General features: G+C 75.8%; 21 protein-coding genes and 1 tRNA gene. 11 read left to right on the top strand and 11 right to left on the bottom strand.

The features are described from left to right. Positions 1 to 155: 155 nt before the first annotated feature. The 9 genes from AC3WUG_RS00840 (at position 156) to AC3WUG_RS00800 (ending at position 10,108) form a co-directional block, all read left to right on the top strand. The gene (locus tag AC3WUG_RS00840; RefSeq protein ID WP_492325895.1) at positions 156 to 563 is read left to right on the top strand and encodes a hypothetical protein; all 408 of its coding nucleotides are present in this window, start codon (positions 156 to 158) and stop codon (positions 561 to 563) included. Then, the gene (locus AC3WUG_RS00835) at positions 517 to 699 is read left to right on the top strand and encodes a hypothetical protein (RefSeq protein ID WP_492325894.1); all 183 of its coding nucleotides are present in this window, start codon (positions 517 to 519) and stop codon (positions 697 to 699) included. Before AC3WUG_RS00840 ends, AC3WUG_RS00835 begins: the two co-directional genes overlap by 47 nt. Before the next feature lie 59 nt (positions 700 to 758). Further along, positions 759 to 2,270 (top strand): D-serine/D-alanine/glycine transporter, encoded by a 1,512-nt coding sequence (gene cycA / locus AC3WUG_RS00830; RefSeq protein ID WP_492325893.1) that lies wholly within the window; start codon positions 759 to 761, stop codon positions 2,268 to 2,270. Positions 2,271 to 2,280: 10 nt separating this feature from the next. Then, positions 2,281 to 4,074 carry a methionine--tRNA ligase gene (gene metG, locus AC3WUG_RS00825; RefSeq protein ID WP_492325892.1) on the top strand — a complete coding sequence of 598 codons (1,794 nt, stop codon included), beginning with the start codon at positions 2,281 to 2,283 and terminating at the stop codon, positions 4,072 to 4,074. Position 4,075: 1 nt separating this feature from the next. Beyond that, positions 4,076 to 5,068: a TatD family hydrolase gene (locus AC3WUG_RS00820; protein ID WP_492325891.1), complete on the top strand. Its 993-nt coding sequence runs from the start codon at positions 4,076 to 4,078 to the stop codon at positions 5,066 to 5,068. Between the two features lie 139 nt (positions 5,069 to 5,207). Then, on the top strand, positions 5,208 to 6,425 hold the full coding sequence (locus tag AC3WUG_RS00815; protein WP_492325890.1) for a resuscitation-promoting factor: 1,218 nt from the start codon (positions 5,208 to 5,210) through the stop codon (positions 6,423 to 6,425). Between the two features lie 346 nt (positions 6,426 to 6,771). Further along, complete coding sequence (locus AC3WUG_RS00810; RefSeq protein ID WP_492325889.1) at positions 6,772 to 8,067, top strand: resuscitation-promoting factor; 1,296 nt, start codon at positions 6,772 to 6,774, stop codon at positions 8,065 to 8,067. 36 nt (positions 8,068 to 8,103) lie between these two features. Further along, positions 8,104 to 9,066: a ribosomal RNA small subunit methyltransferase A gene (locus AC3WUG_RS00805; protein WP_492325888.1), complete on the top strand. Its 963-nt coding sequence runs from the start codon at positions 8,104 to 8,106 to the stop codon at positions 9,064 to 9,066. Between the two features lie 97 nt (positions 9,067 to 9,163). After that, complete coding sequence (locus tag AC3WUG_RS00800) at positions 9,164 to 10,108, top strand: 4-(cytidine 5'-diphospho)-2-C-methyl-D-erythritol kinase (RefSeq protein WP_492325887.1); 945 nt, start codon at positions 9,164 to 9,166, stop codon at positions 10,106 to 10,108. Between the two features lie 156 nt (positions 10,109 to 10,264). Here AC3WUG_RS00800 and AC3WUG_RS00795 read toward each other — a convergent pair whose 3' ends face one another. The 3 genes from AC3WUG_RS00795 to AC3WUG_RS00785 all read right to left on the bottom strand — a co-directional run bounded on the left by AC3WUG_RS00795 (position 10,265) and on the right by AC3WUG_RS00785 (position 14,480). Continuing rightward, positions 10,265 to 11,992 carry a DUF222 domain-containing protein gene (locus AC3WUG_RS00795; protein ID WP_492325886.1) on the bottom strand — a complete coding sequence of 576 codons (1,728 nt, stop codon included), beginning with the start codon at positions 11,990 to 11,992 and terminating at the stop codon, positions 10,265 to 10,267. A gap of 377 nt (positions 11,993 to 12,369) precedes the next feature. Then, positions 12,370 to 13,101: a head GIN domain-containing protein gene (locus AC3WUG_RS00790; RefSeq protein WP_492325885.1), complete on the bottom strand. Its 732-nt coding sequence runs from the start codon at positions 13,099 to 13,101 to the stop codon at positions 12,370 to 12,372. 194 nt (positions 13,102 to 13,295) lie between these two features. Further along, positions 13,296 to 14,480: an aminotransferase class I/II-fold pyridoxal phosphate-dependent enzyme gene (locus AC3WUG_RS00785; RefSeq protein ID WP_492325884.1), complete on the bottom strand. Its 1,185-nt coding sequence runs from the start codon at positions 14,478 to 14,480 to the stop codon at positions 13,296 to 13,298. A 102-nt stretch (positions 14,481 to 14,582) separates the two neighbouring features. On the opposite strand from AC3WUG_RS00785, the gene aroD reads away from it, so the two are divergent. Next, positions 14,583 to 15,365 (top strand): type I 3-dehydroquinate dehydratase, encoded by a 783-nt coding sequence (gene aroD / locus AC3WUG_RS00780; RefSeq protein ID WP_492325883.1) that lies wholly within the window; start codon positions 14,583 to 14,585, stop codon positions 15,363 to 15,365. Between the two features lie 74 nt (positions 15,366 to 15,439). Here the strand turns inward: aroD and rsmI are convergent, their stop codons facing one another. Next, positions 15,440 to 16,300, bottom strand: a complete 861-nt coding sequence (gene rsmI, locus AC3WUG_RS00775) for a 16S rRNA (cytidine(1402)-2'-O)-methyltransferase (protein ID WP_492325882.1) — start codon at positions 16,298 to 16,300, stop codon at positions 15,440 to 15,442. 126 nt (positions 16,301 to 16,426) lie between these two features. On the opposite strand from rsmI, the gene AC3WUG_RS00770 reads away from it, so the two are divergent. Further along, positions 16,427 to 18,385 carry a dolichyl-phosphate-mannose--protein mannosyltransferase gene (locus AC3WUG_RS00770; protein WP_492325881.1) on the top strand — a complete coding sequence of 653 codons (1,959 nt, stop codon included), beginning with the start codon at positions 16,427 to 16,429 and terminating at the stop codon, positions 18,383 to 18,385. Between the two features lie 9 nt (positions 18,386 to 18,394). Here the strand turns inward: AC3WUG_RS00770 and AC3WUG_RS00765 are convergent, their stop codons facing one another. The 7 genes from AC3WUG_RS00765 to AC3WUG_RS00735 form a co-directional block, all read right to left on the bottom strand. Then, positions 18,395 to 19,882: a beta-N-acetylhexosaminidase gene (locus AC3WUG_RS00765; RefSeq protein ID WP_492325880.1), complete on the bottom strand. Its 1,488-nt coding sequence runs from the start codon at positions 19,880 to 19,882 to the stop codon at positions 18,395 to 18,397. Positions 19,883 to 20,020: 138 nt separating this feature from the next. Further along, positions 20,021 to 21,052 carry a bile acid:sodium symporter family protein gene (locus AC3WUG_RS00760; RefSeq protein WP_492325879.1) on the bottom strand — a complete coding sequence of 344 codons (1,032 nt, stop codon included), beginning with the start codon at positions 21,050 to 21,052 and terminating at the stop codon, positions 20,021 to 20,023. A 72-nt stretch (positions 21,053 to 21,124) separates the two neighbouring features. Next, positions 21,125 to 21,682 (bottom strand): dihydrofolate reductase family protein, encoded by a 558-nt coding sequence (locus AC3WUG_RS00755; RefSeq protein WP_492325878.1) that lies wholly within the window; start codon positions 21,680 to 21,682, stop codon positions 21,125 to 21,127. Positions 21,683 to 21,767: 85 nt separating this feature from the next. After that, positions 21,768 to 21,840, bottom strand: a tRNA-Ala gene (locus AC3WUG_RS00750). A 61-nt stretch (positions 21,841 to 21,901) separates the two neighbouring features. Continuing rightward, entirely contained in the window at positions 21,902 to 23,038 is a 1,137-nt protein-coding gene (locus tag AC3WUG_RS00745; RefSeq protein ID WP_492325877.1) for a SepX/GlpR family protein, read from the bottom strand. A 150-nt stretch (positions 23,039 to 23,188) separates the two neighbouring features. After that, positions 23,189 to 23,794: a GNAT family N-acetyltransferase gene (locus AC3WUG_RS00740; protein ID WP_492325876.1), complete on the bottom strand. Its 606-nt coding sequence runs from the start codon at positions 23,792 to 23,794 to the stop codon at positions 23,189 to 23,191. Next, the gene (locus AC3WUG_RS00735; RefSeq protein ID WP_492325875.1) at positions 23,794 to 25,017 is read right to left on the bottom strand and encodes a molybdopterin molybdotransferase MoeA; all 1,224 of its coding nucleotides are present in this window, start codon (positions 25,015 to 25,017) and stop codon (positions 23,794 to 23,796) included. The genes AC3WUG_RS00740 and AC3WUG_RS00735 overlap by 1 nt, the downstream gene beginning before the upstream one ends. Positions 25,018 to 25,026: the final 9 nt, after the last annotated feature.

Below are 25,026 nucleotides of genomic sequence, written 5' to 3'. Positions count from 1 at the left end.
CCGGGCAGGAGGCGGTCGCCGCACACCGGGGTGACGCCGGGGAGCGCGCCGTGAGCGGGTGCCGAGTCCTCCACAAGCACGGAGAGGCGTGTCGTCCCCAGGACGGCGCACGGGGACGGGAGCGCTGCCGCGCGGGCCGTCCTAGCGTCGGCCGCATGACGGGGACCGGCTGGCTCGGGGCGCTGTCGCTCCTGGGCCCGGTGGCCACGGGGGCGGCGGCGATGGTGGCGCTCGTCGTGGGGATCGCGACGATCCGGCAGCGCGACCGCGCGGACCGGCGGGAGCAGTGGTGGCGGCGGGCCGAGTGGGCGCTGGGCCTGACGCTGTCGGACGACCGGGAGCAGATGAGCCAGGGCTACGCCGTGCTCGCGTTCCTGGCGCGGAGCGACCTCGCCACGCGGGACGAGCGGGGCCTGCTCGCTTCGCTCGAGAAAGTGGGGTTGAAGGCGCAGCCGTGGCCGGATCACGATGGCAGCAGACCAGGGCGGCGCCGTGACGACGACGAAGAGGTGTGCGATGGACCCGATCGAGCAGGAGATCGAAGACCGGATCCGGAGGCGTGAGGCGGCCCGGCAGCACCCCCAGGTCCAGCGATCGATCGCGGAGCTGCGGCTCGCGCTCGACGAGCGCGAGGGCCGCGAGACCCCCCAGTGGATCCGCGACCTCGCGGAGCAGCCGCTCCTGCCTGACGGACGCTGACGCGCGCGTCACCCGATCGGGGGTACGGTCCCGCCCACCCCCGACCCGGAAGGACGCCCGTGCCCGAGCCCACCGCACCGGCCGCCGCTGCCGCCACGCCGCACGCCCCCGAGGACCACCTCCAGCGCGGCCTCAGCAACCGGCACATCCAGCTCATCGCGATCGGCGGCGCCATCGGCACCGGCCTGTTCCTGGGCTCCGGCCGGACGATCTCCCTGGCCGGACCGTCCGTCCTGCTGGTCTACGCGGTCATCGGCTTCATGCTGTTCTTCGTCATGCGCGCCATGGGCGAGATGCTGCTGTCGAACCTGGAGTACAAGTCGTTCCGGGACATGGCGGCGGACGTCCTGGGGCCGTGGGCAGGCTTCCTCACCGGCTGGACGTACTGGTTCTGCTGGATCGTCACGGGGATCGCCGACGTGGTCGCGGTGTCCGGGTACGTGGCGTTCTGGGCGCCCGACCTGCCGCGCTGGCTGCCCGCGCTGGCCCTCGTCGCCCTGCTGCTCGCGCTCAACCTGGTCGCGGTCCGGCTGTTCGGCGAGCTGGAGTTCTGGTTCGCGATCGTCAAGATCGTCGCCATCGTCGGGCTGATCGCGGTCGGCGTCGTGCTGATCTCGATCGGCTTCCAGGGCGCCGACGGCGTCACCGCGTCGCTGAGCCACCTGTACAGCGACGGCGGGTTCTTCCCGCACGGGTTCACCGGCTTCCTCGCAGGGTTCCAGATCGCGATCTTCGCGTTCGTCGGCATCGAGCTGGTCGGCACCACCGCCGCGGAGACCCGCGACCCCGCCCGCACGCTCCCCCGCGCGATCAACGCCATCCCGGTGCGCGTGCTGCTGTTCTACCTGGGCGCGCTCGTCGTGATCATGGCGGTGACCCCGTGGCGGAGCATCGACCCGGGCGAGAGCCCGTTCGTGGCGATGTTCGCGCTGGCGGGGCTGCCCGCGGCCGCCGGGATCATCAACCTGGTCGTCCTCACCTCGGCCGCGTCGTCGGCGAACAGCGGCATCTTCTCGACGTCGCGGATGCTCTACGGCCTGGCGGAGGACCGGGAGGCGCCGCGCTCGTTCGGGCGGCTGTCGGCCCGGCACGTCCCCGCCCGCGGCCTGGCGTTCTCCTGCGCGTGCCTGCTGCCGGGCGTCGTCCTGCTGTACGCCGGGCGCTCCGTGATCGAGGCGTTCACGCTGGTGACGACCGTCGCGACGCTGCTGTTCATCGTCGTGTGGACCGTCATCCTCGTGTCGTACCTGGTGTACCGGCGCCGCTCGCCCGAGCTGCACGCGGCGTCCGCGTTCCGGATGCCGGGCGGCCGGGTCATGTGCGGGGTCGTGCTGGCGTTCTTCGCGGCGATGGTCGTCGTGCTGGCGCTCGACCCCGACACCCGGGCGGCGCTGCTCGTGATGCCGGTGTGGTTCGGGGTGCTGGCGATCGCCTGGGTCGTGCTGCGCCGCCGGGGCGTGGTCGGCCCCGCCGCCCGCGCCGCGCACCCGACCCGGCCCGCCGCGGCGGGCGACGCCGGCGACGACGCCGCCGGTGAGACCGGTCGCGAGCCGGCCCGCGCGGCTCACTAGGATCGACGCCATGTCCCGCATCCTCAGCGCTGTCGCCTGGCCCTACGCCAACGGCCCGCGCCACATCGGCCACGTCGCCGGCTTCGGCGTCCCCTCCGACGTGTTCAGCCGCTACATGCGCATGGCGGGGCACGACGTCCTCATGGTGTCCGGCACCGACGAGCACGGGACGCCGATCCTCGTGCAGGCCGAGCAGGAGGGCGTCAGCCCCCAGGAGCTCGCCGACCGGTACAACCGCGTCATCGTCGAGGACCTGACGCAGCTGGGCCTCAGCTACGACCTGTTCACCCGCACCACGACCCGCAACCACTACGCGGTGGTGCAGGAGATGTTCCGCACGGTGCACAAGAACGGGTACATGGTCGAGCAGACGACCATGAACGCGATCAGCCCGTCGACCGGCCGCACGCTGCCGGACCGGTACATCGAGGGCACCTGCCCGATCTGCGGCTACGACGGCGCCCGCGGCGACCAGTGCGACAACTGCGGCAACCAGCTCGACGCGATCGACCTGAAGAACCCGCGGAGCCGCATCAACGGCGAGACCCCGAAGTTCGTCGAGTCGAACCACTTCTTCCTCGACCTGCCGGCGTTCGTCGACGCGCTCGGCGACTGGCTGCGCACCCGCACCGAGTGGCGGCCGAACGTCCTGAAGTTCTCGCTGAACCTGCTGGACGACGTGCGCCCGCGCGCCATGTCCCGGGACATCGACTGGGGCATCCCGATCCCGCTGGAGGGCTGGGAGGACAACCCGTCCAAGCGGCTCTACGTGTGGTTCGACGCGGTGATCGGCTACCTGTCCGCGTCGATCGAGTGGGCCCGCCGGTCGGGCGACCCCGAGGCGTGGCGGCAGTTCTGGACCGATCCCGAGTCGCTGTCCTACTACTTCATGGGCAAGGACAACATCACCTTCCACTCGCAGATCTGGCCGGCCGAGCTGCTCGGCTACGCGGGGGGCGGGTCGAAGGGCGGCGAGCCCGGCGTCTACGGGACGCTCAACCTGCCGACCGAGGTCGTCTCGTCGGAGTTCCTCACGATGGAGGGCAAGCAGTTCTCCTCGTCGCGCGGCGTGGTGATCTACGTCCGCGACATGCTGAGCCGGTACCAGCCGGACGCGCTGCGGTACTACATCTCGACCGCGGGCCCGGAGAGCCAGGACGCCGACTTCACCTGGGCCGACTTCAAGCGCCGCACCAACGACGAGCTCGTCGCGGGCTGGGGCAACCTGGTGAACCGCACGGCGAGCATGATCCACAAGAACGTCGGCGCGATCCCGGAGCCCGGCCCGCGCACGACCGTCGACGAGGACCTGCTCGCGACCACCACGACCGCGTTCGGCCGGGTCGGCGAGCTCATCGGCACGCACCGGCACCGCGCGGCGATCGGCGAGGCGATGCGGGTGGTCGGCGAGGCCAACCGGTACATCTCCGAGACCGAGCCGTGGAAGCTGAAGAACGACCCGGAGCGCCTCGGCACCGTGCTGCACACCGCGGCGCAGGCCGTGAGCGACTGCAACACCCTGCTGTCGCCGTTCCTGCCGCACTCCGCGCAGGCGGTGCACGAGGCCCTGGGCGGCACCGGCACGTTCTCCCCGCTCCCCCGGATCGACGAGGTCACCGACCTCGACGACGCGTCCAGGCACTACCCCGTCATCACCGGCGACTACCGGCTCGGCGAGACCGTCCCCGCCTGGCGGCCGCGCGCGGTGGTGCCGGGCACCCCGGTCGGCAAGCCGACGCCGGTGTTCACCAAGCTCGACGACGACGTCGTCGAGACCGAGCTCGACCGCCTCCGCCAGGGCTGAGGTGGCGCGCAGCCGCAACCGGCCCACCGGCTGGGCCCCCTCGCCGGAGCCGCTGCCCGTCGCCGTCGTCGACGACCACACCCACCTCGAGTCGGTGCTGGGCGTCGTGGCGGCGGCGGGCGCGGACGCGGGCGACGAGCCGGCGCCGGCCACGCTGGACGACCACCTGGACCGGGCCGCCGCCGTCGGCGTGCCGCGGATGGTCCAGGTCGGCTGCGACCTGGACGCGGTGGCGTGGACCGACGCGGTGCTGCGCGTCGACGCCGACCCGGACGCGGACCCGGCGACCGCCCCGGCGCCGCTGCGCCCCGGCCGGCGCGCGCTGCTCGGCGCCGTCGCGATCCACCCGAACGAGGCGGTGCTGCACGCCGGCGTGCACGAGGTCGCCCCGGACGGCCTGGAGCCCGACCCGCAGCCGCGGCACGACGCGTCCCTCGACGAGGCGCTGGCCCGGGTGGCCGCCGTCGCCCGGGCCAACGACCGGGTGCGGGCCGTCGGCGAGACCGGGCTGGACTTCTTCCGCGCCGGGCCCCGCGGCCGGGAGGTGCAGCGGGAGGCGTTCCGCGCGCACGTCGCGCTCGCCAAGGAGCTCGGGCTCGCGCTGCAGATCCACGACCGCGACGCGCACGACGACGTCGTCGACGTCCTGCTCCGCGACGGCGCTCCCGAGCGGACGGTGTTCCACTGCTTCTCCGGCGGCCCGGCGCTCGCCGAGGTGTGCGCGCGCGAGGGCTGGTACGCGTCGTTCGCCGGCCCGATCACCTACGGCGCGAACGACGACCTCCGCGCGGCGCTGCGGCTGCTGCCCCTCGACCTGCTGCTGGTCGAGACCGACGCGCCCTACCTCACCGCGCACCCGCTGCGCGGCCGCCCGAACGCCCCGTACCTGGTCCCGCACTCGGTCCGGCGCCTGGCGGCGGAGCGCGATCTCGACCTCGCCGACGCGTGCGCGGCCCTGGCGGCCACCTCGGAGCGCGTGTACGGCACCTGGTGAACCGGCCCGCGACCCCCGCCCGGAGGGGTGATCGCGCGGATCCTGGGTTCCCCTCACGGTCACGAATCGGTTACGGTCGGGAGGCCGTACCGGCGTGAGTCCCTCCCTCCCGCCGACCCGACCCGCTGGAGCCCCCCGCGTGCCTGCGCCCGAGACCCCCGTCGTCCCCCCGTCGAGCACCACCCACCGCACCGACCGCCGCGCCCGCGCGCTCCGGTACGGCGCGCAGGGCCTCGCGCTCGCGCTGGTGGCCGGCGCGACGACCGCATTCGTCGGGCTGCACAAGACCGTGACGGTCGAGGTGGACGGCACGGCCGTCGAGGTCAGCGCGTTCGGCCGCACCGTCGGCCAGGTGCTCGCCGCCGGCGACATCGAGGTGGGCGACCGCGACCTGGTCGCCCCGGGCCTCGGCGAGCCCGTCGGCGACGGCGCGCAGATCGTCGTCCGGCACGGCCGGGAGATCGACGTCCAGGTCGACGGCCAGGACCGCACCGTCTGGACCACCGCGCTCACGGTCGGCGAGGCCGTCGAGGGGCTTGGCCTCCGCGACGACGAGACGCTGCTGTCCGCGTCCCGGTCGGCGGGCCTGGAGCGCGGCGACGTCCTGCGGGTGTCGACGCAGAAGACCATCCACCTCGCCGTCGACGGCCAGGTGATCGACGGGCTGACCAGCGGCGGGACCGTCCGGGACGCGCTGCGCGACATCGGCCTCGTGCTGAACGAGGGCGACCGGGTGTCCGTCCCCCTGGACGCGACCGCGACGGACGGCCTCGTGGTCATGGTGACCCGCGCGGCGACGTCCGGCGAGACGGTCACCGAGGCGGTGCCGTTCGAGGAGCAGGAGGTCGAGGACCCCACGCTCGCCAAGGGCACCCGCAAGGTCGCGACGGCCGGGCGCGCCGGCGTGCGCACCACCACCTACAGCACGGCGAGCGTCGGCGGCGCCGTGGTCGACCGCCAGGTCGTCGCGTCGACCGTCACCGTCGAGCCCGTGACCCAGGTCGTCAAGGTCGGCACCATGGAGGTGGCGACCGGCGTCGACATCACCGTCTCGCCGGGCAGCGCCCAGGAGATCGGCAAGCAGCTCGCCGCCGCGCGCGGGTGGGGCGACGACCAGTTCGCCTGCCTGCTGCAGCTCTGGAACAAGGAGAGCGGCTGGCGGGTGAACGCCGAGAACCGGTCCTCCGGCGCCTACGGCATCCCGCAGGCCCTGCCGGGCTCGAAGATGGCGACCGTCGCCGCCGACTGGCGCACCAACCCCGCGACCCAGATCACCTGGGGCCTGAACTACATCGGCGGCCGGTACTCCACCCCGTGCGGTGCGTGGTCGGCGTCGCAGGCCAAGGGCTGGTACTGACGCCTCGCCCGGCCCGCTCCCGCCGGCGCGTCCGTCGGTCCGGCACGCTCGCTGAGCGTCGGCTGAGCACCCGCTGAGCGCCGTGGTCAGCGTGGCGCCCACCAGCACCGACGCGGCGACCACTTGGCACATGGTCACGAATGGGTTACGGTCGCGTGTCGCTCGTGACAGACCGGGGCCCTCCCCCCGCGAGCGCACCCGCGCAGCAGTGCGCGGGGCATGACCGCCGGATCGGGGATCCGGGACCGCCGGTGCGGCACCTCCCTCCAGGGGCCGCGGCAGCCGCGGGGCCGACACGGCCCGGGGCACCGGCGGACGACGCCCACGTGCGCCGCACCCGCCCCCCGTGCCCGGGACCGCCGTCGTCTGGAACCACGTGACCTCCCTCCTCCGTCGCGCCCGCGCGCGCCTCGCCGCCACGCCCTCCGCCCTCCGCACCCGCGTCGTCCGAAACACGGACCCCGGGTCCGCCGGCACCGAGCCCGACGGCGACCGCCGGTCGCGCCGGGGTCGCGTGCGCCTCATCGGTGCCGCGACCGCCGTGGTCGTGCTCGCCACCGGCGGCGTCGCCGTCGCGGATGCCCACAAGACCGTGACCCTCGACGTCGACGGGGTCACCACGACCGTGTCGACGTTCTCCGGCAGCGTCGACGGCCTGCTGGCCGAGCAGAAGCTCGAGCTCGGCTCCCGCGACTCCGTCACCCCCTCCGGCGCGCTCCAGGACGGCGTCGACGTCGTCGTCCGGCACGCCCACCAGGTGACCATCAGCGCCGACGGCGCCGAGCAGACGGTCTGGACGACCGCGCTCACCGCCGACGAGGCGCTCACCATGCTCGCCACCCGCGGCGACGACGTCCGCCTGGTCGCGTCCCGCTCGGCCGCGGGCGGCCGCCCGGACCTGTCGCTCGACCTCACCCTCGACGGCGCCGCCGCGGTGCAGATCGACGGTGCGACGCACGCGGTCCCCGACGGCAGCACCACGGTGGCGGAGGCGCTCGACGCCCTCGGCGTCACGCTCCAGCCGCTCGACCGGGTCAGCGTGCAGCGCGCCGGCGACACCGTGACGGTCGTCGTCAACCGCGTCGTGATCCAGGACGTCACCACCACGCACGAGGTGCCGTTCAACGCCGTCGAGCAGAACGACGCGTCGCTGTACGTCGGCGACTCCAAGGTCACCACGGCCGGCGTCGTCGGCGTGCGCACCGTCGTCGACCGCGTGACCACCGTCGACGGCCAGGAGACCGGCCGCGAGACGCTGTCCGACGCGGTGACCCAGGCGCCCGTCGACCAGGTGACCAACGTCGGCACCAAGAAGAAGCCGGTCGCCACCACGCCGAAGGCGACGTCCTCGTCGTCCGCCGCGGCGTCCGCCGGCACCCCGGCGGTCGGCGGCGGCGACGCGGCCGGCCTGAACTGGGCCGCGCTGGCCGCGTGCGAGTCGGGCGGCAACCCGTCGATCGTCTCGGCGTCCGGCAAGTACCACGGGCTGTACCAGTTCTCCGTCGCCACGTGGAACGCCGTCGGCGGCTCCGGGCTCCCCTCGCAGGCCTCGGCCGACGAGCAGACCGCCCGCGCGCAGATGCTGTACAACCGCTCCGGCGCCGGCCAGTGGCCGGTCTGCGGGTCGCGCCTGTTCAGCTGACGCCGCACCCGCGGGCAGCCGGGTAGGCTCGCCCGCATGTCCTCCAGCACCGGCCCCGTCGCACCCGCGGCGGGGCCGTTGCTCGGTCCGGCCGAGATCCGTGCCCTCGCCGAGCGCGCCGGCATCCGCCCCACCAAGACCCTCGGGCAGAACTTCGTCCTCGACGGCGGCACCGTCCGCAAGATCGTCCGGCAGGCCGACGTGGTCGCCGGCGAGCGGGTGGTCGAGGTCGGCCCGGGGCTCGGCTCGCTGACGCTCGGCCTGCTCGAGGCGGGCGCCGACGTGGTGGCCGTCGAGATCGACCCCGTGCTCGCGGGCCTGCTGCCGGACACCGTGCGCCGCCACGTCCCCGGCGCGGTCGTCGACACCGTCGACCTGCCGGACGTGCCCGTGCCCGCCGCGGGCGCGCCCGACCCCGGCCCCCCGCCGCACCCGTCGCTCACGGTCGTCCGCGGCGACGCGCTCGACGTGCGCGCCCTGCCCGGCCGCGCGCCGACCGCCCTGGTCGCGAACCTGCCGTACAACGTGTCGGTGCCCGTGCTGCTCACGTTCCTCGAGCACTTCCCGTCCCTCGAGCGCGTGCTCGTCATGGTGCAGGCCGAGGTCGCCGACCGGGTCGCCGCCCCGCCCGGCAGCCGCACCTACGGCGTGCCGTCCGTCAAGGCCGCCTGGTACGCCTCCGCCCGCCGCACCGCGACCGTCGGCCGCTCGGTGTTCTGGCCCGTGCCGAACGTCGACTCCGCGCTCGTCCGCCTCGACCGCCGCGAGCCCCCGGCCACCACCGCGACCCGCGAGCAGGTGTTCGCGGTCGTGGACGCGGCGTTCGCGCAGCGGCGCAAGATGCTGCGCTCCGCCCTGGCGACCCTCGCCGGCGGCAGCGAGGCGGCCACCCGCGCCATCGAGGCCGCCGGGGTCGACCCGCAGGCCCGCGGCGAGGCGCTCGACGTCCTCGCGCTCGCCCGCGTCGCCGAGCAGCTGCACGCGCCCGCGGCGGGCTGACCTCGCCCGACGTCGCCCGCGTCCGCGCCGCTGTCGCGGGCCCGCCCGTCGCCGCCGGGACGCGCCGGACGCGCCCGGACCTGGCACAGTGGTCCCCGTGACCGACCTGCGCCTCGCCCCCCGCACCGGCCGTGAGGTCCGCGTCCGGGCGCCCGGCAAGGTGAACCTGTCGCTCCGCGTCGGCCCGCGCCGCCCCGACGGCTACCACCCGCTGGCCACCGTCTTCCAGGCCGTGTCCGTCTACGAGGACGTCGTGGCCTCCGCGTCCCCGGACCTGCGGCTCACCGTCTCCGGCCCGCAGGCCGACCTGGTCCCGACCGACGCGAGCAACCTCGCCCTCCGCGCCGCCCGCGCGCTCGCCACCCGCACCGGGATCGACGAGGGCGTGCACCTGCACCTGCACAAGGGCGTCCCGGTCGCCGGCGGGATGGCGGGCGGCTCCGCCGACGCCGCCGCCGCGCTGCTCGCCTGCGACGCCTTCTGGGGCACGGCGCTGAGCCGCGAGGAGCTCCACGAGATCGCCGCCGAGCTCGGCTCGGACGTCCCGTTCCTGCTGATGGGCCAGACCGCCGTCGGCTCCGGCCGCGGCGACCTGCTCACCGCGGCCCTGAGCCGCGGCGAGTACCACTGGGCGTTCGGCGTGCGCGACGAGGGCCTCTCCACGCCCCGGGTCTACGAGGAGTTCGACCGGCTCGCCGCCGGCCGGGACGGGCTGGACTCCGACGGGGACGTCGCGCTGCTGCAGGCGCTGCGGGCCGGCGACGCCCCCGCGCTCGGCGCGCTGCTGCACAACGACCTGCAGGACGCGGCGGTCGAGCTGGCACCCGGCCTGGTCGAGACGCTGGCGGTCGCCGAGGACGCCGGCGCGCTCGGCGTGGTCGTCTCCGGCTCCGGCCCCACCGTGGCCGCGCTGGCCCGCAGCCGGCAGCACGCGCTCGTCATCGCGGCGGCGATGACCGCGGCGGGCGTGGCCGACTCCGTGCTCACCGCGTCCGGGCCGGTGCCGGGTGCGCGGCTCGTCGCGGGGTCGGACGTCCTCTAGCTCGGAGGGGGCGGGTCCGCGGAGACGCGTCCGCCGCGTCGCGCCGCTCGACGCGCGGAGAGGCGCCAGTGCAGGCGCGTCGCCTCGGCGCAGGCGCGTCGCCTCAGCGCCGACATCGTCTCGGCGCTGACGTGCGGCGTCAGTCCTCACGTGGCGTCAATAGGGCGGGAGGTCGTCGTCGTTGTCGCCGGGCGGGGATGCGTCCGGCACGGCCCTGGGCGTGGGTGGGTCCCACGCGGCGCCGGGCGCGGGCGGGTCTGGCGGGGTGTCGGGTGTGGCTGTGCGCAGGCGGCGGGGTCCGGTGAGGTGCTGGGTGGGGTGGTCGGTGCCGGGGCGGGTGCGGTAGCGGTGGCCGGTGGGGTCGGTCCACTCGTGGACGCCGGGTTCGGGTTGGTGCAGGGCGAACCGGGCGTGGTGCTTGGCGTGGTGGTGGCGGGGGCAGGTGGGGCCGAGGTTGGTGTGGCTGGTGGGGCCTGGGGGGTGGGGGTCGTCGGGTGCGGGTGACCAGTCCATGGTGTGGTCGAGGTCGCAGTGGTGGGCGGGCACGGGGCAGCCGGGGAAGGTGCAGGTGCGGTCGCGGTGCCGGACGTGGTCGGCGAGGGCTGCTGGTGGTCGGTAGGTGGTGCGGCCGACGTCCAGGACGGTGCCGGACAGGTCGTCGGTGACCAGTCGCCGCCAGACTCCGCCCTGGGCCAGGGCGCGGGCGGTGGTGGCGTCGATCGGGCCGTACCCGGCGAGGTCGGCGGGGGTGTCGTCCTGCCCGATCAGGGTGGACAGCGGCACGGTGACCAGGACGTGGGTGCGCGGGTCGCGCGTCCCGGCTCGCCCGCTGTCGGAGGGCGCGGGGGTGTCGCAGGGCGTGGCGGTGCCCGGGGGCGTGGCAGTGTCGGTCGTGGTCGAGTCGGGTGCGGGCGGTCCGCTCGAGGACGCGTGCCCGGAGACGGCAGCTGGCGCGAGCGGGCGGCAGTCGGACCGCCCCGGAAGGTAGCCGGGGGTGGTGGCGGGTGAGGCGCCGGTCGCCGCGAGGGTGGTGGCGGGGGTGCCGGTCAGGACGCAGTCGACGAGGGTGTCGCAGCGCAGCTGGTCCAGGGTGCGGGGGTCTCCGGCGGCGCGGGCGGAGCGGGCCGCGCCGTGCAGGGCGGTCTCCAGGCCGATCGCGTGCTCGGCGGGCAGCACGAGGTGCATCTCGGCCATCTGGTCCGCCAGCGCCCGCGGGTGGGTGATGCGCCGCCCGGCCCGGGCGGTGTCCCGGCGGTCCTGGGCGTGCTCGGGGTCGACCCGCAGCAGCGCCCGCTCCAGGTCCACCTTGACCTGGGTCACGCTCGAGTGCGGGGCGCGGGGCAGCACGTGGTCCTGCACCGGCTGGGCCACCCACGCGACCTGGTCGCCCAGCCGGGCCGCGATCGCCCGAGCCGCCGGCACGCTGATCCGCCCCTGACACAACGCGGCCCCGGTCTCGGCCAGGACACCGGTGAACTCCGCGCCCTCGCGGATCAACGCCGCGGTGTCCCGCGGGGACCGCTTCAACCGCGCGGACAGGACCATCGCCGCGACCCGCTCCGGCGTCATCCCCGAGCCGCGCCGGGCGCGCGGGTCGTGCCGCGGTCCCATCCCCGGGCGGCGGGCGAGCTCGACCGCCACCCGCGCCAGCCCTGCGTGGGCCCACCCCGACATCCGGGTGTACGCGGCGGCGACCTCCGCCAGGTCGAAGTCGTCCAACGACCGCGGGTCCAGCGCCCCCAGCAGCCGGGCCAGCGGCACCCCGGTGGGGGTGCGGTCCAGGGCCTCGGTCAACCGCTCGGGGCCGGGCAGGTCGGGGTCCAGGAACTCCGCCACCACCGCGGGATCGGCGGCACCCTCGAACCCGTCGGCAGCACCCGCCACGGCGTCGACGGCACCCGCCACGGCAACGGCAGCACCGGGCACCGCGTCGGCAGCACCCGGCTCGGCGTCGACAGCGCCCCTCTCGCGACCCCCACGGGCACCGGACTCGCCGGCGCCGCAGGTGCAGCCGCACCCGCACGCCAGCACTCCCGGACCCGGCGCAGGGCCGGGCTCGGGAGTGGGTTCGCGCAGGTCAGCGGGCATGTCACCACCCTAGGGACACCCCCTGACACCCCCGGCTCGACCACCGCCCGGCTGGGGACCACGCACGCACCCGCGCCTGTGGAGGACTCGGCGGACGCTGGCAGCGCGCCAGGCACCCGCGCGCAGCGCCGCGAGCGCACCTCCGCTGCCCCGACCCCGCGCCGGAGCGGCCGTCAGTCCTCGCGCGAGACCTCGCCCGACCCCTCGATGCGCTGCGTGACCTCCGGGTCCCCCGCGTAGGACACCGAGCCCGAGCCCTCGATCGACACAGCCAGCCGCCGGGTCGCGTGCACCTCGACGTCGCCGGAGCCCTCGATCGACACGTCGACCTCGTCGGCGCGCAGCCGGTCCGCGTCCACGCCGCCCGAGCCCTCGATCCCGACGGCCAGCGTGTTCGCGCGGCCTCCGAGCTCGACGTCGCCCGAGCCCGCGATCCGCAGCGCGACGGACTCGGCGTCCACCCCCGTCAGGTCGACCGAGCCGGAGCCCTCGACCGAGAGCCGCAGCCCGTCGCCCGTGACGTCGTCCGCCGTGACGTCGCCGGACCCGGAGACCACCAGCTCGGCGACCTCCCCGAGGACCAGCTCGTACGACACGTCGCCCCAGGAGCCCACGCCGAACGACTGCCGCGAGTCGAGCACCAGCACGCCGTCCCGCACCTCGGAGACCAGCCGGTCCTGGGTGCCCTCGCGCGCGGTGACCGTGAGCGACGGGGTGGTCCCTCGGCGGATCGTCAGGTCGCCGGACGTCGCGAGCTGCACCGCGGTGACGTCCTCGATGTCGACGTCCCGTGTCACGACCGGGCCGCGCGGGGCTCCCGCGCACGCAGCGAGGCCGAGCACCAGCGCCGTCCCCACGGCCGCCGCCGCCGTCGCCCGGGCCGCCGTCGTCCTGGTGCCTCGCATGGTCCGTCCCCTCGTGCTGCCGCGGGCGCGGGAAGGTCCCCCGCGCCGTCACGTCCGAGGCTCCCAGGTCGGGGCGCGGCGGCGGCATCCGGTACGCCCCTGAGGCGACCCTGAACGGACCCTGGGGACGCGCCCCTCACCCCGCGACGCTCACCCCCGCGACGCCCGCCGGCGCCGGGCGCACCCCGACCGGCTCACCCCAGCCGGGTCAGCCCCTTGCGCAGCCCGCGGACGGCCTGGCCGATCCGCTGCTCGTTCTCGATCAGCGCGAACCGCACGTGCCCGTCGCCGCCCGGCCCGAACCCGACGCCCGGCGACACCGCCACGTCGCAGTCCCGCACCAGCATCTCAGCGAACTCGATCGACCCCATCTCCCGGTACGGCTCGGGGATCCGCGCCCAGGCGAACATCGTCCCCTTGGGCCTCAGGATGTCCCAGCCGATCCGGGACAGCCCGTCGACCAGCGCGTTCCGCCGGCTCTCGTAGACCGCGGAGAGCTCGGCCGGGTAGTCGGTCGCCTCGTTCAGGGTCACCGTCGCGGCGATCTGGATCGGCTGGAACGTCCCGTAGTCCAGGTAGGACTTGAGCTTCGCCAGCGCGCCGACGACGTCCTTCCGACCCACCAGGAACGCCACCCGCCAGCCGGCCATCGAGTACGACTTGGTCATCGAGTACAGCTCGACGGCGACCTCGGTCGCGCCCACGCACTGCATGATCGACGGCGGGGTCCAGCCGTCGAAGCACATGTCGGCGTACGCCAGGTCGTGCACCAGGACGACGTCGCGCTCCCGCGCCCAGTCGACGAGCCGCTGGAGGTCGTGCAGCTCGACGGTGGTCGTCGTCGGGTTGTGCGGGAACGACAGCACGATGACGCGCGGCTTCGGCCAGCCGAGGTCCCAGGCCTCCATGACCCGGTCGACGTAGCCGGCCCCGTCGGTGCCGTCGCCGATCGGCACCTGCCGGGCGTCGGCCCCCGCGAAGTACGGGCCCCAGATGTGGATCGGGTACGAGGGGGTCGGCACCAGCGCCGCGTCGCCGGGCTGCAGCAGCACCCACATGAGGTGGCTGAACCCCTCCTTGGCGCCGATCGTCGAGATGATCTCGGTGTCCGGGTCGAGGGTGACGCCGAACCGGCGCAGGTAGTGGTCGGCGACCGCCTGCCGCAGCTTCGGGATGCCGCGGGACGCGGAGTACCGGTGGTTGCGGGTGTTGTGCGCCGCCTCGGCGAGCTTCTCGACCGCGATCTGCGGGCTGGGCAGGTCGGGGTTGCCGAAGCCGAGGTCGACCACGTCGCGGCCGGCGCGCCGCGCCTCGACCTTGAGCGTGTCGATGATGGTGAACACGTAGGGCGGCAGGCCGGGGATGCGACGGAACTCCATGGCCCGACGCTAGTGCGCCCGGCGGTGCGGGGGTACGCGCCGCGCGCGGCGAACCGGCATGATGAGTGGCCGGCGCAGCGTCCGGCCGAGGAGGACCCACCCATGACCAGCACCGCGGCGCCCGCGCCGACCCCGGTGACCGTGCGGGGCACCGCGATCGGCGCCGGCCGGCCCAAGGTGATCGTGCCGCTCACCGGCGGCACCGTCGACGAGCTGCTCGCGCAGGCGGCCGCGGTCGTCGCGGCGGGGCCCGACGTCGTCGAGTGGCGGGTGGACCACCTGGACGACGGCCGCGCGACGCCGGAGGCCGCCGCCGCGGCCGGGACCGCGCTGCGCGGCGCGCTCGGCGACCTGCCGCTGCTCGTCACGATCCGCACGACGCACGAGGGCGGGCTCGCGGACGTGACCGACGACGCCTACGCGGCCGGCTACCGGGCGGTCCTCGCCACCGGCGTGGTGGACCTGCTCGACGTCGAGGTGATGCGGGACCCGGGCACCGTGCGAGCGCTGGTCGACCTCGCGCACGCGGCGGGTGCCGCCGTCGTCGCGTCGAACCACGACTTCGACGCCACGCCCGCGCTCGACGAGATCGTCCGCCGGCTGCTGCTCATGGCCGAGCGCGGCGCCGACGTGCTGAAGATCGCCGTCATGCCGCGCGACCCCGGCGACGTGCTGACGCTGCTCGCCGCGACGTGGGAGACGGCGCTGCGCACCGACCGCCCGCTGATCACGATGTCGATGGCGGCCACGGGCGTCGCGTCGCGTGTCGCGGGCGGCGTGTTCGGCTCGGCGGCGACGTTCGGGACGGTCGGGCGGGCGTCGGCGCCGGGACAGGTCGAGCTCGGGGCGCTGCGGGCGGCGCTCGACGTGGTGCACGGGGGCTGACGGGGGCTGACGGGCACGGCCGTCCGCGGCGCCCGGCGCCCGAGCACCCCCCCCCCCCCCCGGCGCCCCCGGCGTCAGCGCCCCGCGCGCGCCGCCAGCGCCGCGGCGTACAGGTCCCGCTTCGGGACGCCCGCGACCTGCGCGACCTCGGCCACGGCGTCCTTGAGCCGCTCCCCGCCGTCCGCCCGGGCCAGCACCTCCGCGACCAGGTCCGCCTCGGAGGCCACCTCGCGGGCGGGGGCGCCGGCCACGACGACCGCGATCTCGCCGCGCACCTCGCCCGCCGCGGCCCACGCCGCCAGCGCGCCCAGCCCGTCCCGGACGACCTCCTCGTAGGTCTTGGTCAGCTCCCGGCACACCGCGGCGGGCCGGTCCGCGCCGAACGCGGTCGCCATGTCCGCGAGCGTCGCCGCCAGCCGGTGCGGGGCCTCGAAGAACACCATCGTCCGCGGCTCGCGCTCCAGGGCGGTCAGCGCGCGGGCCCGCTCCCCCGGCTTCCGCGGCGGGAACCCCTCGAAGCAGAACCGGTCGGTCGGCAGCCCGGACAGCGCGAGGGCGGTGAGCACGGCGCTCGGCCCGGGCGCCGCCGTCACCGTGAGCCCCGCCTCGACCGCCGCGGCCACGACGCGGAACCCCGGGTCGGACACCGCGGGCATGCCCGCGTCCGTGACGACCACGACCGTCCCGCCGCCGCGCACGACGTCGAGCAGCTCCGGCGTCGTCGCCGCCTCGTTGTGCTCGTGGTGGCTGACCACCCGCCCACCGACCGTGACGCCCATCCGCGCCGCGAGCGCCCGCAGCCGCCGGGTGTCCTCCGCCGCGACGACGTCGGACTCCTCGAGCAGCCGGCGCAGCCGGGGCGAGGCGTCCTCCACGTCGCCGATCGGGGTCGCCGCGAGCACGAGCCGGCCGGTGCCGGGAGCCTGGGGGGTCACGCGGGCCAGCCTGCCACCTCCGCGGCGGCCCCCGCGCCGCGGCCCCGCTCCAGCGCCACGCACCGCCACCCGTCGGCGGCGCGATCCCGCAGGTCCCGCTCAGGCGGCGCCCCTACGATGGCGACCGTGCCGCAGCCCGACCCCGTGCCCGACGAGCCGGGTCCCCGCGACCCCTCCCCCGGGCCGGACGCCGCCGGGCCGGACACCGCCGGGCCGGACCGCAGCACCCCGGACGCCCCGGACCACGGCGGCCTCGACCGCGGCGCCCCGGGCGAGCGGCGGTTCCCGCCCGTCGTCCCGCCCGGCCCCGACGACGCCCCCGCGGTGCCGTCCGCGACCGGCGGCCCCGCGACCGGCGGGCCCGCGACCGGCGGGCCCACGACGTCGGACGCCGCCCCGCCGGACGGCACCGCCCGGCACGGCCACGCGGTCCCCACCCCGGCCGCCGGGACCCTCGTCATCCGGGCCGGCGAGGACCCCGACCGCGAGGACGACCCCGGGTTGTCCACGCACGACCGGCTGCTGGTCTCGCTGCTCGGCGCGCGCACGCTGCTGCTCGGCGCGACCCGCCGGGCGCGCGTCACCGGCTGGCTGTGGCCGCTCGCGGTGACGCTGCTCGGCGGCGTGCTGCGGTTCTGGAACCTCGGCCGGCCGCACGAGCTCGTCTTCGACGAGACCTACTACGTGAAGCAGGCGTACTCCCTGCTGCGGCTCGGGTACGAGGGGTCCTGGGGCGACGACGCCAACGCGCTGTTCGCGCAGGGGGACGGCTCCGCGCTCGGCACGTCGCCGGAGTACGTCGTGCACCCGCCGGTCGGGAAGTGGCTGATCGCGCTGGGCCTCCAGCTCGGCGGCGGGATCGGGTCGGCGACCGCCTGGCGGCTCGCCTCGGCCGTCGTCGGGACGCTCGCCGTCCTCATGGTCGCCCGGATCGCGCGCCGGCTGTTCGCGTCGACCGCGCTCGGGACGGTCGCGGGGCTGCTCATGGCCGTCGACGGCGAGGCGATCGTGCACTCCCGCACGGGGCTGCTGGACAACTTCGTCATGTTCTTCGCCCTCGCCGCGTTCGGGGCACTGCTGCTCGACCGGGACCAGGCCCGCCGCCGGCTGGCCGCCCGGACGGCGGCGGTCCTCGACTCGGGGGCGGAGCTGGGCCTCGGCCCGCGGCTGGGCTGGCGGTGGTGGCGGTTCGCGGCGGCCGTGCTGCTGGGCCTGTGCATCGGGACCAAGTGGTCGGGCCTGTACTTCCTGGCCGTCTTCGGGCTGCTGTCGGTGGCCTGGGACGCCTCCGCGCGCCGGTCGGTCGGGGTCCGCGCGTGGCTGCCGGCGACGCTCTGGCGGGACGCGGTCCCGGCGGGGTTCATCGTGGTGCTCACGGCCGCGGGCACGTACCTCGGCACCTGGGCGTCCTGGTTCGCCCACCCCGGCTCGTACCTGCGGCAGTGGGCCGTCGACAACCCGGGCGAGGGCGTGACCTGGCTGCCGCCCGCGCTGCGCTCCCTGTGGCACTTCCACACCCAGATGTGGGAGTTCCACACCCACCTCACCGCGGAGCACGCGTACGCCGCGCACCCGCTGGGCTGGATCATCCAGTGGCGGCCGACGTCGTTCTACTACCCCACCGAGGTGTCCGGCCTGACGGGGTCCGCCGCCCACGACCTGTGCGGGGCGGAGGCGTGCTCCCAGGCGGTCACCTCGCTGGGCAACCCGGTGATCTGGTGGCTCGGCGCGCTGGCGCTGCTGGTCGCCCTGTACCGGCTGCTCGTCCGCCGGGACTGGCGCGCGGGCGCGGTGCTGTCCGGCATCGCCGCCGGCTGGCTGCCCTGGTTCCAGTACACCGGGCGGACGATCTTCACGTTCTACTCGATCGCGTTCACGCCCTGGGTGGTGCTGACGCTGACCTACGTGCTGGCGCTGCTGGTGCAGGGCCGGGACGAGCGCCAGCGCCGCCGGGGGCTGGTCGCCACCACGGCGGTGCTGGTCGTCGTCCTCGCGGTCAGCGCGTTCTTCTACCCGATCTGGACCGCGTGGGTCGTGCCGTACGACTTCTGGCACCTGCACATGTGGCTGCGGTCCTGGATCTGACGCGCGTCGTCAGGCCAGGTCGACGTGCCAGTCGACCTGCGGGCTCGGGTACCAGGCGTACCCCTCGGCGTCCCAGTACGGGCCGTGCGCGGCGACCCGGGTCGCGAAGTCGTCCCAGTCCCGCCGGTCCGCCGGCGTCCACGCGACCTCGGCGACGGCCGCGAGCCGGGGCAGCAGCATCGTCATGAGGTCGTCGAGGCTACGCAGCGTCTCGGTCCACACGGTCGCCTCGACGCCGATCACGGAGCCCTCCGGCAGGCCCGGCACCAGCGCGGTCGGCTCCCAGGCGTAGGCGTCGCGCAGCTCGATGTGCCCGGCCCACTCCAGCCCGAGCGCGGTGTCCCCGTCGTACTTCATGTCGAGGTAGGCCTTCGACCCCGGCGACATCAGCAGCCGTGCCCCCGCCTGCGCGGCGGCGACGATCGGCGCGGGGTCCATCCGGGTGTCCCAGTACTGCACGACGGTGCCCGGCTCGAGCGGCGTGGTGGCGATCTCCTGCCAGCCGACCACCTGCTTGCCCGCGGCGCGCACGGCGTCCGAGGCCATCCGCACCAGCCGCGCGTACTCGTCGTGCTCCATCGTGTGCACCTCGTCGCCGCCGATGTGCACGTACTCCCCCGGCGTCACGGCGGCCACGTCGCCGAACACGTCCCGCAGGAACGGCTCGGTCGTCGGCAGGTCGGCGGTGAGCCGGCTGAACCCGACCTCGATGCCGGTGTACGCCTCGGCCGCCTCGCCCGACGGCGTGAGCTCGCCGTACGCGTGCAGCGCGGCGTTCACGTGGCCGGGCACGTCGATCTCCGGCACCACCCGCACGCCCCGTGCGGCCGCGTACGCGACCAGCGCCTGGAACTCCTCGGTCGTGAAGAACCCGCCCGGGTCGCCGTCGACGGCCGTGCCGCCCGAGCGCGCCGCCAGGTCCGGCCGGGACGGCAGGTCGAGCCGCCAGCCCTGGTCGTCCGACAGGTGCAGGTGCAGCACGTTGAGCTTGTACGCGGCCATCAGGTCGACCACGACGCGCAGGTCGTCGGGCCCGAAGAAGTGCCGCGCGACGTCCACGGACAGACCGCGCCAGCCGTGCACCGGCTCGTCCTCGACGTGCACCGGCCACGCGGCGAACGTGCCGTCGTGCGGTCGCATGACCTGGTGCAGGGTCGCCAGCCCGCGCATGAGCCCCTCGGGGGTGCCCGCGGCGACCCGCACGAGGTCGGACGCGACGTCCAGCCGGTACTGCTCCCCCGACAGGTGCTCCGGGTCGAGCACGAACGCGACGTCGCCCGGCTGGGTCGGCTCCGCGACGTCGCGGTAGCGCACCTCGACGGTGCTGCCGGAGATGCGGCTGAGCTGCTCGGCGGCGAGCACGCCCAGCGCGACCTCCGCGGGGCTGACGCCCGTGGTGACGGTGGTGGCGGCGGAGACGACGAACGGCGCACCCTCGGCCTCGCGCACCAGCCGCGGGGCCGGCACGAGACGCAGGGGTGTGGTCGGAGCGGGCACGACGGTCCTTCCGGGCGACGGGACTGAACGCGGGCGCACGACGCCCGGCCCCCGCGCACCAGTGTGCCCGGTTCGTCCGGTCCCGTGGGGCGACGCGCGGGACCGGTCGCGACGCCGCGGACGACCGGGGGCCGGACGTCAGGCGCGCGCGACCACCGGGTCGGGCTCGGGGTCCGTCGCCGCGAGCCGGCGCGCCAGCACCGCGCAGGTCGCGAGCTGCAGCTGGTGGAACACGATCACGGGCAGCGCGACGCCCGCGGCGGCGACCGGGCCGAACAGCACGCTGGCCATCGGCAGGCCCGTCGCCAGGCTCTTCTTCGACCCGCACATGAGCAGCGCGATCCGGTCGCCGCGGGAGAGCCTCAGCGCGCGCCCGCCGCTCCACGTGATCACCAGCATCGCCGCGAGCAGGACGGCGCAGACCGCCACCAGCGCGACGAGCACGCCGACGGTCAGGTGGTCCCAGACGCCCGACGCCTCGGCCTCGGACACCGACCCGTACGCGACGAGCAGGATCGTGCCCCGGTCGGTGATGAGCGTGACCGGCTTGTGCGCGCGGACCCACGCGCCGATCTTCGGCTGCAGGATCTGCCCCACGACGAACGGCAGCAGCAGCTGCAGCAGCGTCGCCCCGGCCGAGCCGCCGACCGGACCGCCCGCGCGCGACATGAGGATCCCGACCAGCAGCGGGGTCAGCACGATGCCGAGCACGTTCGACACCGTCGCGCCGGTGATCGCCCCCGCGACGTTGCCGCGCGCGATCGACGTGAACACGACGGAGGACTGGATCGTCGACGGCAGCAGCGACAGGTACAGCAGGCCGGTCTTGAGGTCGGGCGGCAGGACCGAGTCGGGCAGCACCTGCACCGCGAGCCCCAGGACCGGGAACAGCAGGTACGTCGACGCGAGCATCCCGCCCTGCAGCCGCCAGTTCTTCAGGCCGTCCCAGACCTCGCTGGTGGCCATGCGGGCGCCGTAGAGGAAGAACAGCAGGACGACCGCGGCGGTGGTGACGTGGTCCAGGCCGGTCGCGAAGCCGCCGGAGGCGGGTGCGAACAGCCCGAGGAGGAACACCGCGACGATCATGACGACGAGCGGGTCCACCCACGTCTTGGTCGCGGACCAGGCCCGGGACCACCGGCCCGGTCGGGACGGGATCGCTTCAGGCACCGGGTCATTCTGCCACCGCGTCACGGAGCGCCCGGCCGCGGTCCGCGCTCCGGGCGGCTCGCCGGGACGTCGTCAGGAGGGCGGCAGCACGTCGTACGTCAGGTGGGCGAACTGGTCGAACCGCTCGGCCGACCGCAGCCGCAGCCGGTCCGGCCCGACGCGCCGCGGCAGCACCGGCGCCCCGCCGGTGAGGGCGGCGGGTGCCACGCTGACCTGCACCTCGTCGAGCGCCCCGGCGTCGAGGAACTGGCCCGCGAGGTCGCCGCCGCCAATCACCCAGGCGTCGCCCGCACCGGCCGCCTCGCGGATCGCCGGCAGCGCCTCCGCCACCGACCCGCGGACGAACCGCACGTCGGCACCCTCGGGCACGGGCAGGTCGCGGCTCGTGAACACGTAGTACGGGCGGGCCCCGTAGTAGGCCGGCCACTTCTCGGGGTGCGCCACGAGGTCCTCCTCGCGCAGCACCCACTCGTAGGTCGTCGAGCCGGACACCAGCACCCCGATGCCGGCCAGGAACGCCTCGTGGTCGGGCTGGGTCGCGGAGTCGACCGCGAACAGCCAGGCGAGCGAGTTCTCCTCGTCCGCGATGAACCCGCTGAGCGACGTCGCCGTGTTGTAGATCACCCGCATGACGCCGACGCTAGCCGCGACCACCGACACGCCGCCGGGGAACGACGAAGGCCCGGGATCGAGGATCCCGGGCCTTGCCTTCAGGTGGAGCTGAGGGGATTCGAACCCCTGACCTTCTCATTGCGAACGAGACGCGCTACCAACTGCGCCACAGCCCCTTGAAGCGGTGATCAGCCTAGCACCCGTTCGCGGGTGCTCACGACACCGCTGGTCGCGACCCTACGCACCGGCCGCACGCCTGCGGGCGAGGACGGCGTTGAGGTCGATCGAGCCGGTCGGCTCCTCGGTCGCCGGGGCGGTCACGCCCCCACGGGCCGGGGCCGCGTCGGAGGGCGCGGGCGCGCCGGCGGGGGTCGCGTCCGCGGGCGCGGCCGACGGGGTCGTCGACGCCGGCGCGCCGTCCGTCCCCGTCGCCGCGACGACGGTCTGCTCGGCCGCGACCGCAGCGGCCTCGTCGGGCGTCGCCGTCGTGCGGCGCACGGGCGCGGCGTGCGTCGAGCCCTCGACCTCGCCCAGCGGGGCGGGCTCGCGGCGCGGCGCGGGGGCCTTGGTGGCGTAGGTGGGCCTGGGCACGGCGACCGGCGTCCACGTGTCGCCCTCGCGGCCACCGTCCCGCACCCGGGTCGAGGTCCGGACGGGGGCGTCGGCCCGCACCCGCTCGATCGCCTGGGTCTCGGTGAGCGACGGCCGCACGGCGCGACCGGCGGCGCCCTTGCGGCCCGGGCGCGCGGCCCGCTCGCGCAGCGGCGCGGTGGCCTCGTGGATCCGGCGCTGCCACTCGTCCTCGGCGAGGCGGCCCTGCACCACGGCGCGGCGGCCGAGGCCGAGCACCCCGGCGAGCAGCACCGTGGGCACCACGCCGGCGAGCACGCCGAGCGCGGTCACGCCCGCGACGACCCACCCGGCGACCGTGGCGGCCAGCAGCACGCCCGCGAGGGCTCCGCGCCGGCGCGCGGCGGCGCCCCGGCGGGCGGTCGCGGCGGCGTGGGCGGCCTGCAGCTGCGCGGCACGACGGGCGGCGTCGGCGCCGATCCTGTCCTGGGTCCCGTGCGGTCGGTCCACCTCGGCCCCTCCCCTCTCCGTCGTCGCGAGCCGGTTCCCCGTCCCCGGGGTCAGCAGCCCGGCCCGCTTCTCCACCGGGCCGCAGTCCTGCCGGACTCCCCCCGCCACCTCCGCGCGCCGCCGGCGGCCGGACCCCTCCGGTCCGGTCACGGCGAGCACCCGCAGGGCGTCGGAGAACCGGTCGTCGGTCCGCGACTCCAGCAGCTGCTGCCGGTGCCGCAGCTTGTGCGGCACCAGGTACGCGATCCACAGGCCGACCACCACGAGGGCGGCTGGTCCGGCGAATTCGTACACTCCACGACGGTAGGTGCGGCGCAGGCACCGGCCCCGGACCCGTCGCGGCGTGTCGAGCGGCCCACCGCGTGAAAATCACACGGATGTCATTCGGCGGTCCGAGCACAGCCTGCCACACCCGGACGAACCCGGGCAGAGCGGACGGATCGGTCAGACGTCCGACGAGCGCCGCGCGTGCCAGCGCGCCAGCAGCCCGCGCGGCACGTCCTCCGTCGTCAGGGCGAACGTGCGGTGGTCGCACCACGCGCCCTGGATGTGCAGGTACCGCTCGCGCAGGCCCTCGTCCCGGAAGCCGAGCTTCTCGACCACCCGCAGCGACGGCCGGTTCTCCGGGCGGATGTTCACCTCGACCCGGTGCAGCCCGAGCGTCGTGAAGCAGTGGTCCGTCGCCAGCGCCACCGCCGTCGGCGTGATCCCCCGGCCGGCCACGTGCTGCGCGACCCAGTAGCCCACCGACGCGGAGTAGAGCGACCCGTAGGTGATCCCCGAGACGGTGAGCTGGCCGACCAGCTCCCCGGCGTGCTCGATCGCGAACGGCAGCGAGGTGCCCGACCGGGCCTGCCGGTCGAGCGTCCGGACGAACTGCCCGAACGTCGGCCGCCGCCCCGTCACGGGCTCGGGCGACGTCGCGTCCCACGGCTCCAGCCAGGCGGCGTTCACCGCGCGCAGCCGCATCCACGCGGCCTCGTCGGACCGCCGCAGCGGACGCAGCCGGACGTCGCCGTCGGACAGCGCCACGGGCCAGCCGCGCGGCATCAGCCCTCCAGCACCAGGCAGTGCACGACCTGCCCGGCGACGACGGCGGAGTCCTGCTCCCCCACGACGGCGAGGGCGTTGGCGTGCGCGAACCCCGTGATCGAGGGGACCGCGGGATCGCCGACGGGCGTCACCCGGTACCCCTCGCCCGGGGTACCGACGACCGCGGCCGGCACGAACTGCCGCACGCCCTCGGGCGACGGCCACCCGACGTCCGCGCGCGCCGTCACCGACGGGCGGAACAGGTCGGTGTGCCCGGCCATCGCCCGCAGCGCGGGACGGACGAACACCTCGAACGCCACCTGCGACGCCACCGGGTGGCCGGGCAGCGCGAACAGCGGCACCGCGTGCGGCCCGTCGCCGAGGGTGCCGAAGCCGTGCCGGAAGCCCGGTGCCATCGCCACCTGGTCGAACCGCACCGTCCCCAGCGGGGCGAGGACGTCGGCGAGGGTGTCGTGCTGCGACTCGGACAACCCGCCCGTCGTGACGACGACGTCCGCGCGCACCAGCTGGTCCTCGAGCGCCTCGCTCAGCACGGCGCGGTCGTCCGGCACCACGCCGGCCCGGACCGGGGTCGCGCCCGTGTCGCGGACCGCCGCCTCGAGCGCGTGGCCCGCCGACTCGTACACGCCGCCGTCGCGCGGCGGGGTGCCGGGCTCGGCGAGCTCGGAGCCGATCGAGACGATCACGACGCGCGGCGCGGGGTGCACCCGGAGCCGGCCGCGTCCCGCCGCGGCCGCGGTCGCGAGCTGCCGCGCGCCGAGCCGGGTCCCGGCCGCCAGCACGACGGCGCCGCGCACGGTGTCGGCCCCGACGGCGCGGACGTGCTCGCCCGGCACCGGCACCCGGTGCAGGGTCACCCGCACGGCACCGCGATCCGTGTCCTCGGCCGGGACCACGGCGTCGGCGCCCGCGGGCACGGGACCGCCCGACGCGATCCGCACCGCCTGACCGGGGGCGAGCCGCAGCGCCGCGGGGTCGCCCGCCAGCACGTCGTGCGCGACGGGCAGCACCAGGGGCGCACCCGGGGCGCCCCCGCGCAGGTCGCCGGTCGCCACCGCGTAGCCGTCACGCGCGGCGACCGGCCGGTCGGGGACGTCCGCCGGGGCCACGACGTCCTCGGCGAGGATCGTGCCGGCCGCGTCGGCGAGCACCACGTCGAGCGGGGCCACCGGTCCCACCCCGGCGAGCACCGCCGCGAGCTGGTCCTGGACGGATCTCATGCCCGCATC

This window comes from Cellulomonas sp. EB106-03-03-XG116 (genome assembly GCF_058792015.1).
This window is presented reverse-complemented; position numbering and strand designations above follow the sequence as displayed.

Bases quoted from the DNA above. Each gene is read 5' to 3' on its own strand.
- AC3WUG_RS00840 (WP_492325895.1), top strand. From the start codon at position 156: ATGACGGGGACCGGCTGGCTCGGGGCGCTGTCGCTCCTGGGCCCGGTG.
- AC3WUG_RS00835 (WP_492325894.1), top strand. From the start codon at position 517: ATGGACCCGATCGAGCAGGAGATCGAAGACCGGATCCGGAGGCGTGAG.
- AC3WUG_RS00790 (WP_492325885.1), bottom strand. From the start codon at position 13,101: ATGCGAGGCACCAGGACGACGGCGGCCCGGGCGACGGCGGCGGCGGCC.
- metG (WP_492325892.1), top strand. From the start codon at position 2,281: ATGTCCCGCATCCTCAGCGCTGTCGCCTGGCCCTACGCCAACGGCCCG.
- AC3WUG_RS00755 (WP_492325878.1), bottom strand. From the start codon at position 21,682: ATGCGGGTGATCTACAACACGGCGACGTCGCTCAGCGGGTTCATCGCG.
- AC3WUG_RS00805 (WP_492325888.1), top strand. From the start codon at position 8,104: ATGTCCTCCAGCACCGGCCCCGTCGCACCCGCGGCGGGGCCGTTGCTC.
- AC3WUG_RS00740 (WP_492325876.1), bottom strand. From the start codon at position 23,794: ATGCCGCGCGGCTGGCCCGTGGCGCTGTCCGACGGCGACGTCCGGCTG.
- aroD (WP_492325883.1), top strand. From the start codon at position 14,583: ATGACCAGCACCGCGGCGCCCGCGCCGACCCCGGTGACCGTGCGGGGC.
- AC3WUG_RS00785 (WP_492325884.1), bottom strand. From the start codon at position 14,480: ATGGAGTTCCGTCGCATCCCCGGCCTGCCGCCCTACGTGTTCACCATC.
- AC3WUG_RS00735 (WP_492325875.1), bottom strand. From the start codon at position 25,017: ATGAGATCCGTCCAGGACCAGCTCGCGGCGGTGCTCGCCGGGGTGGGA.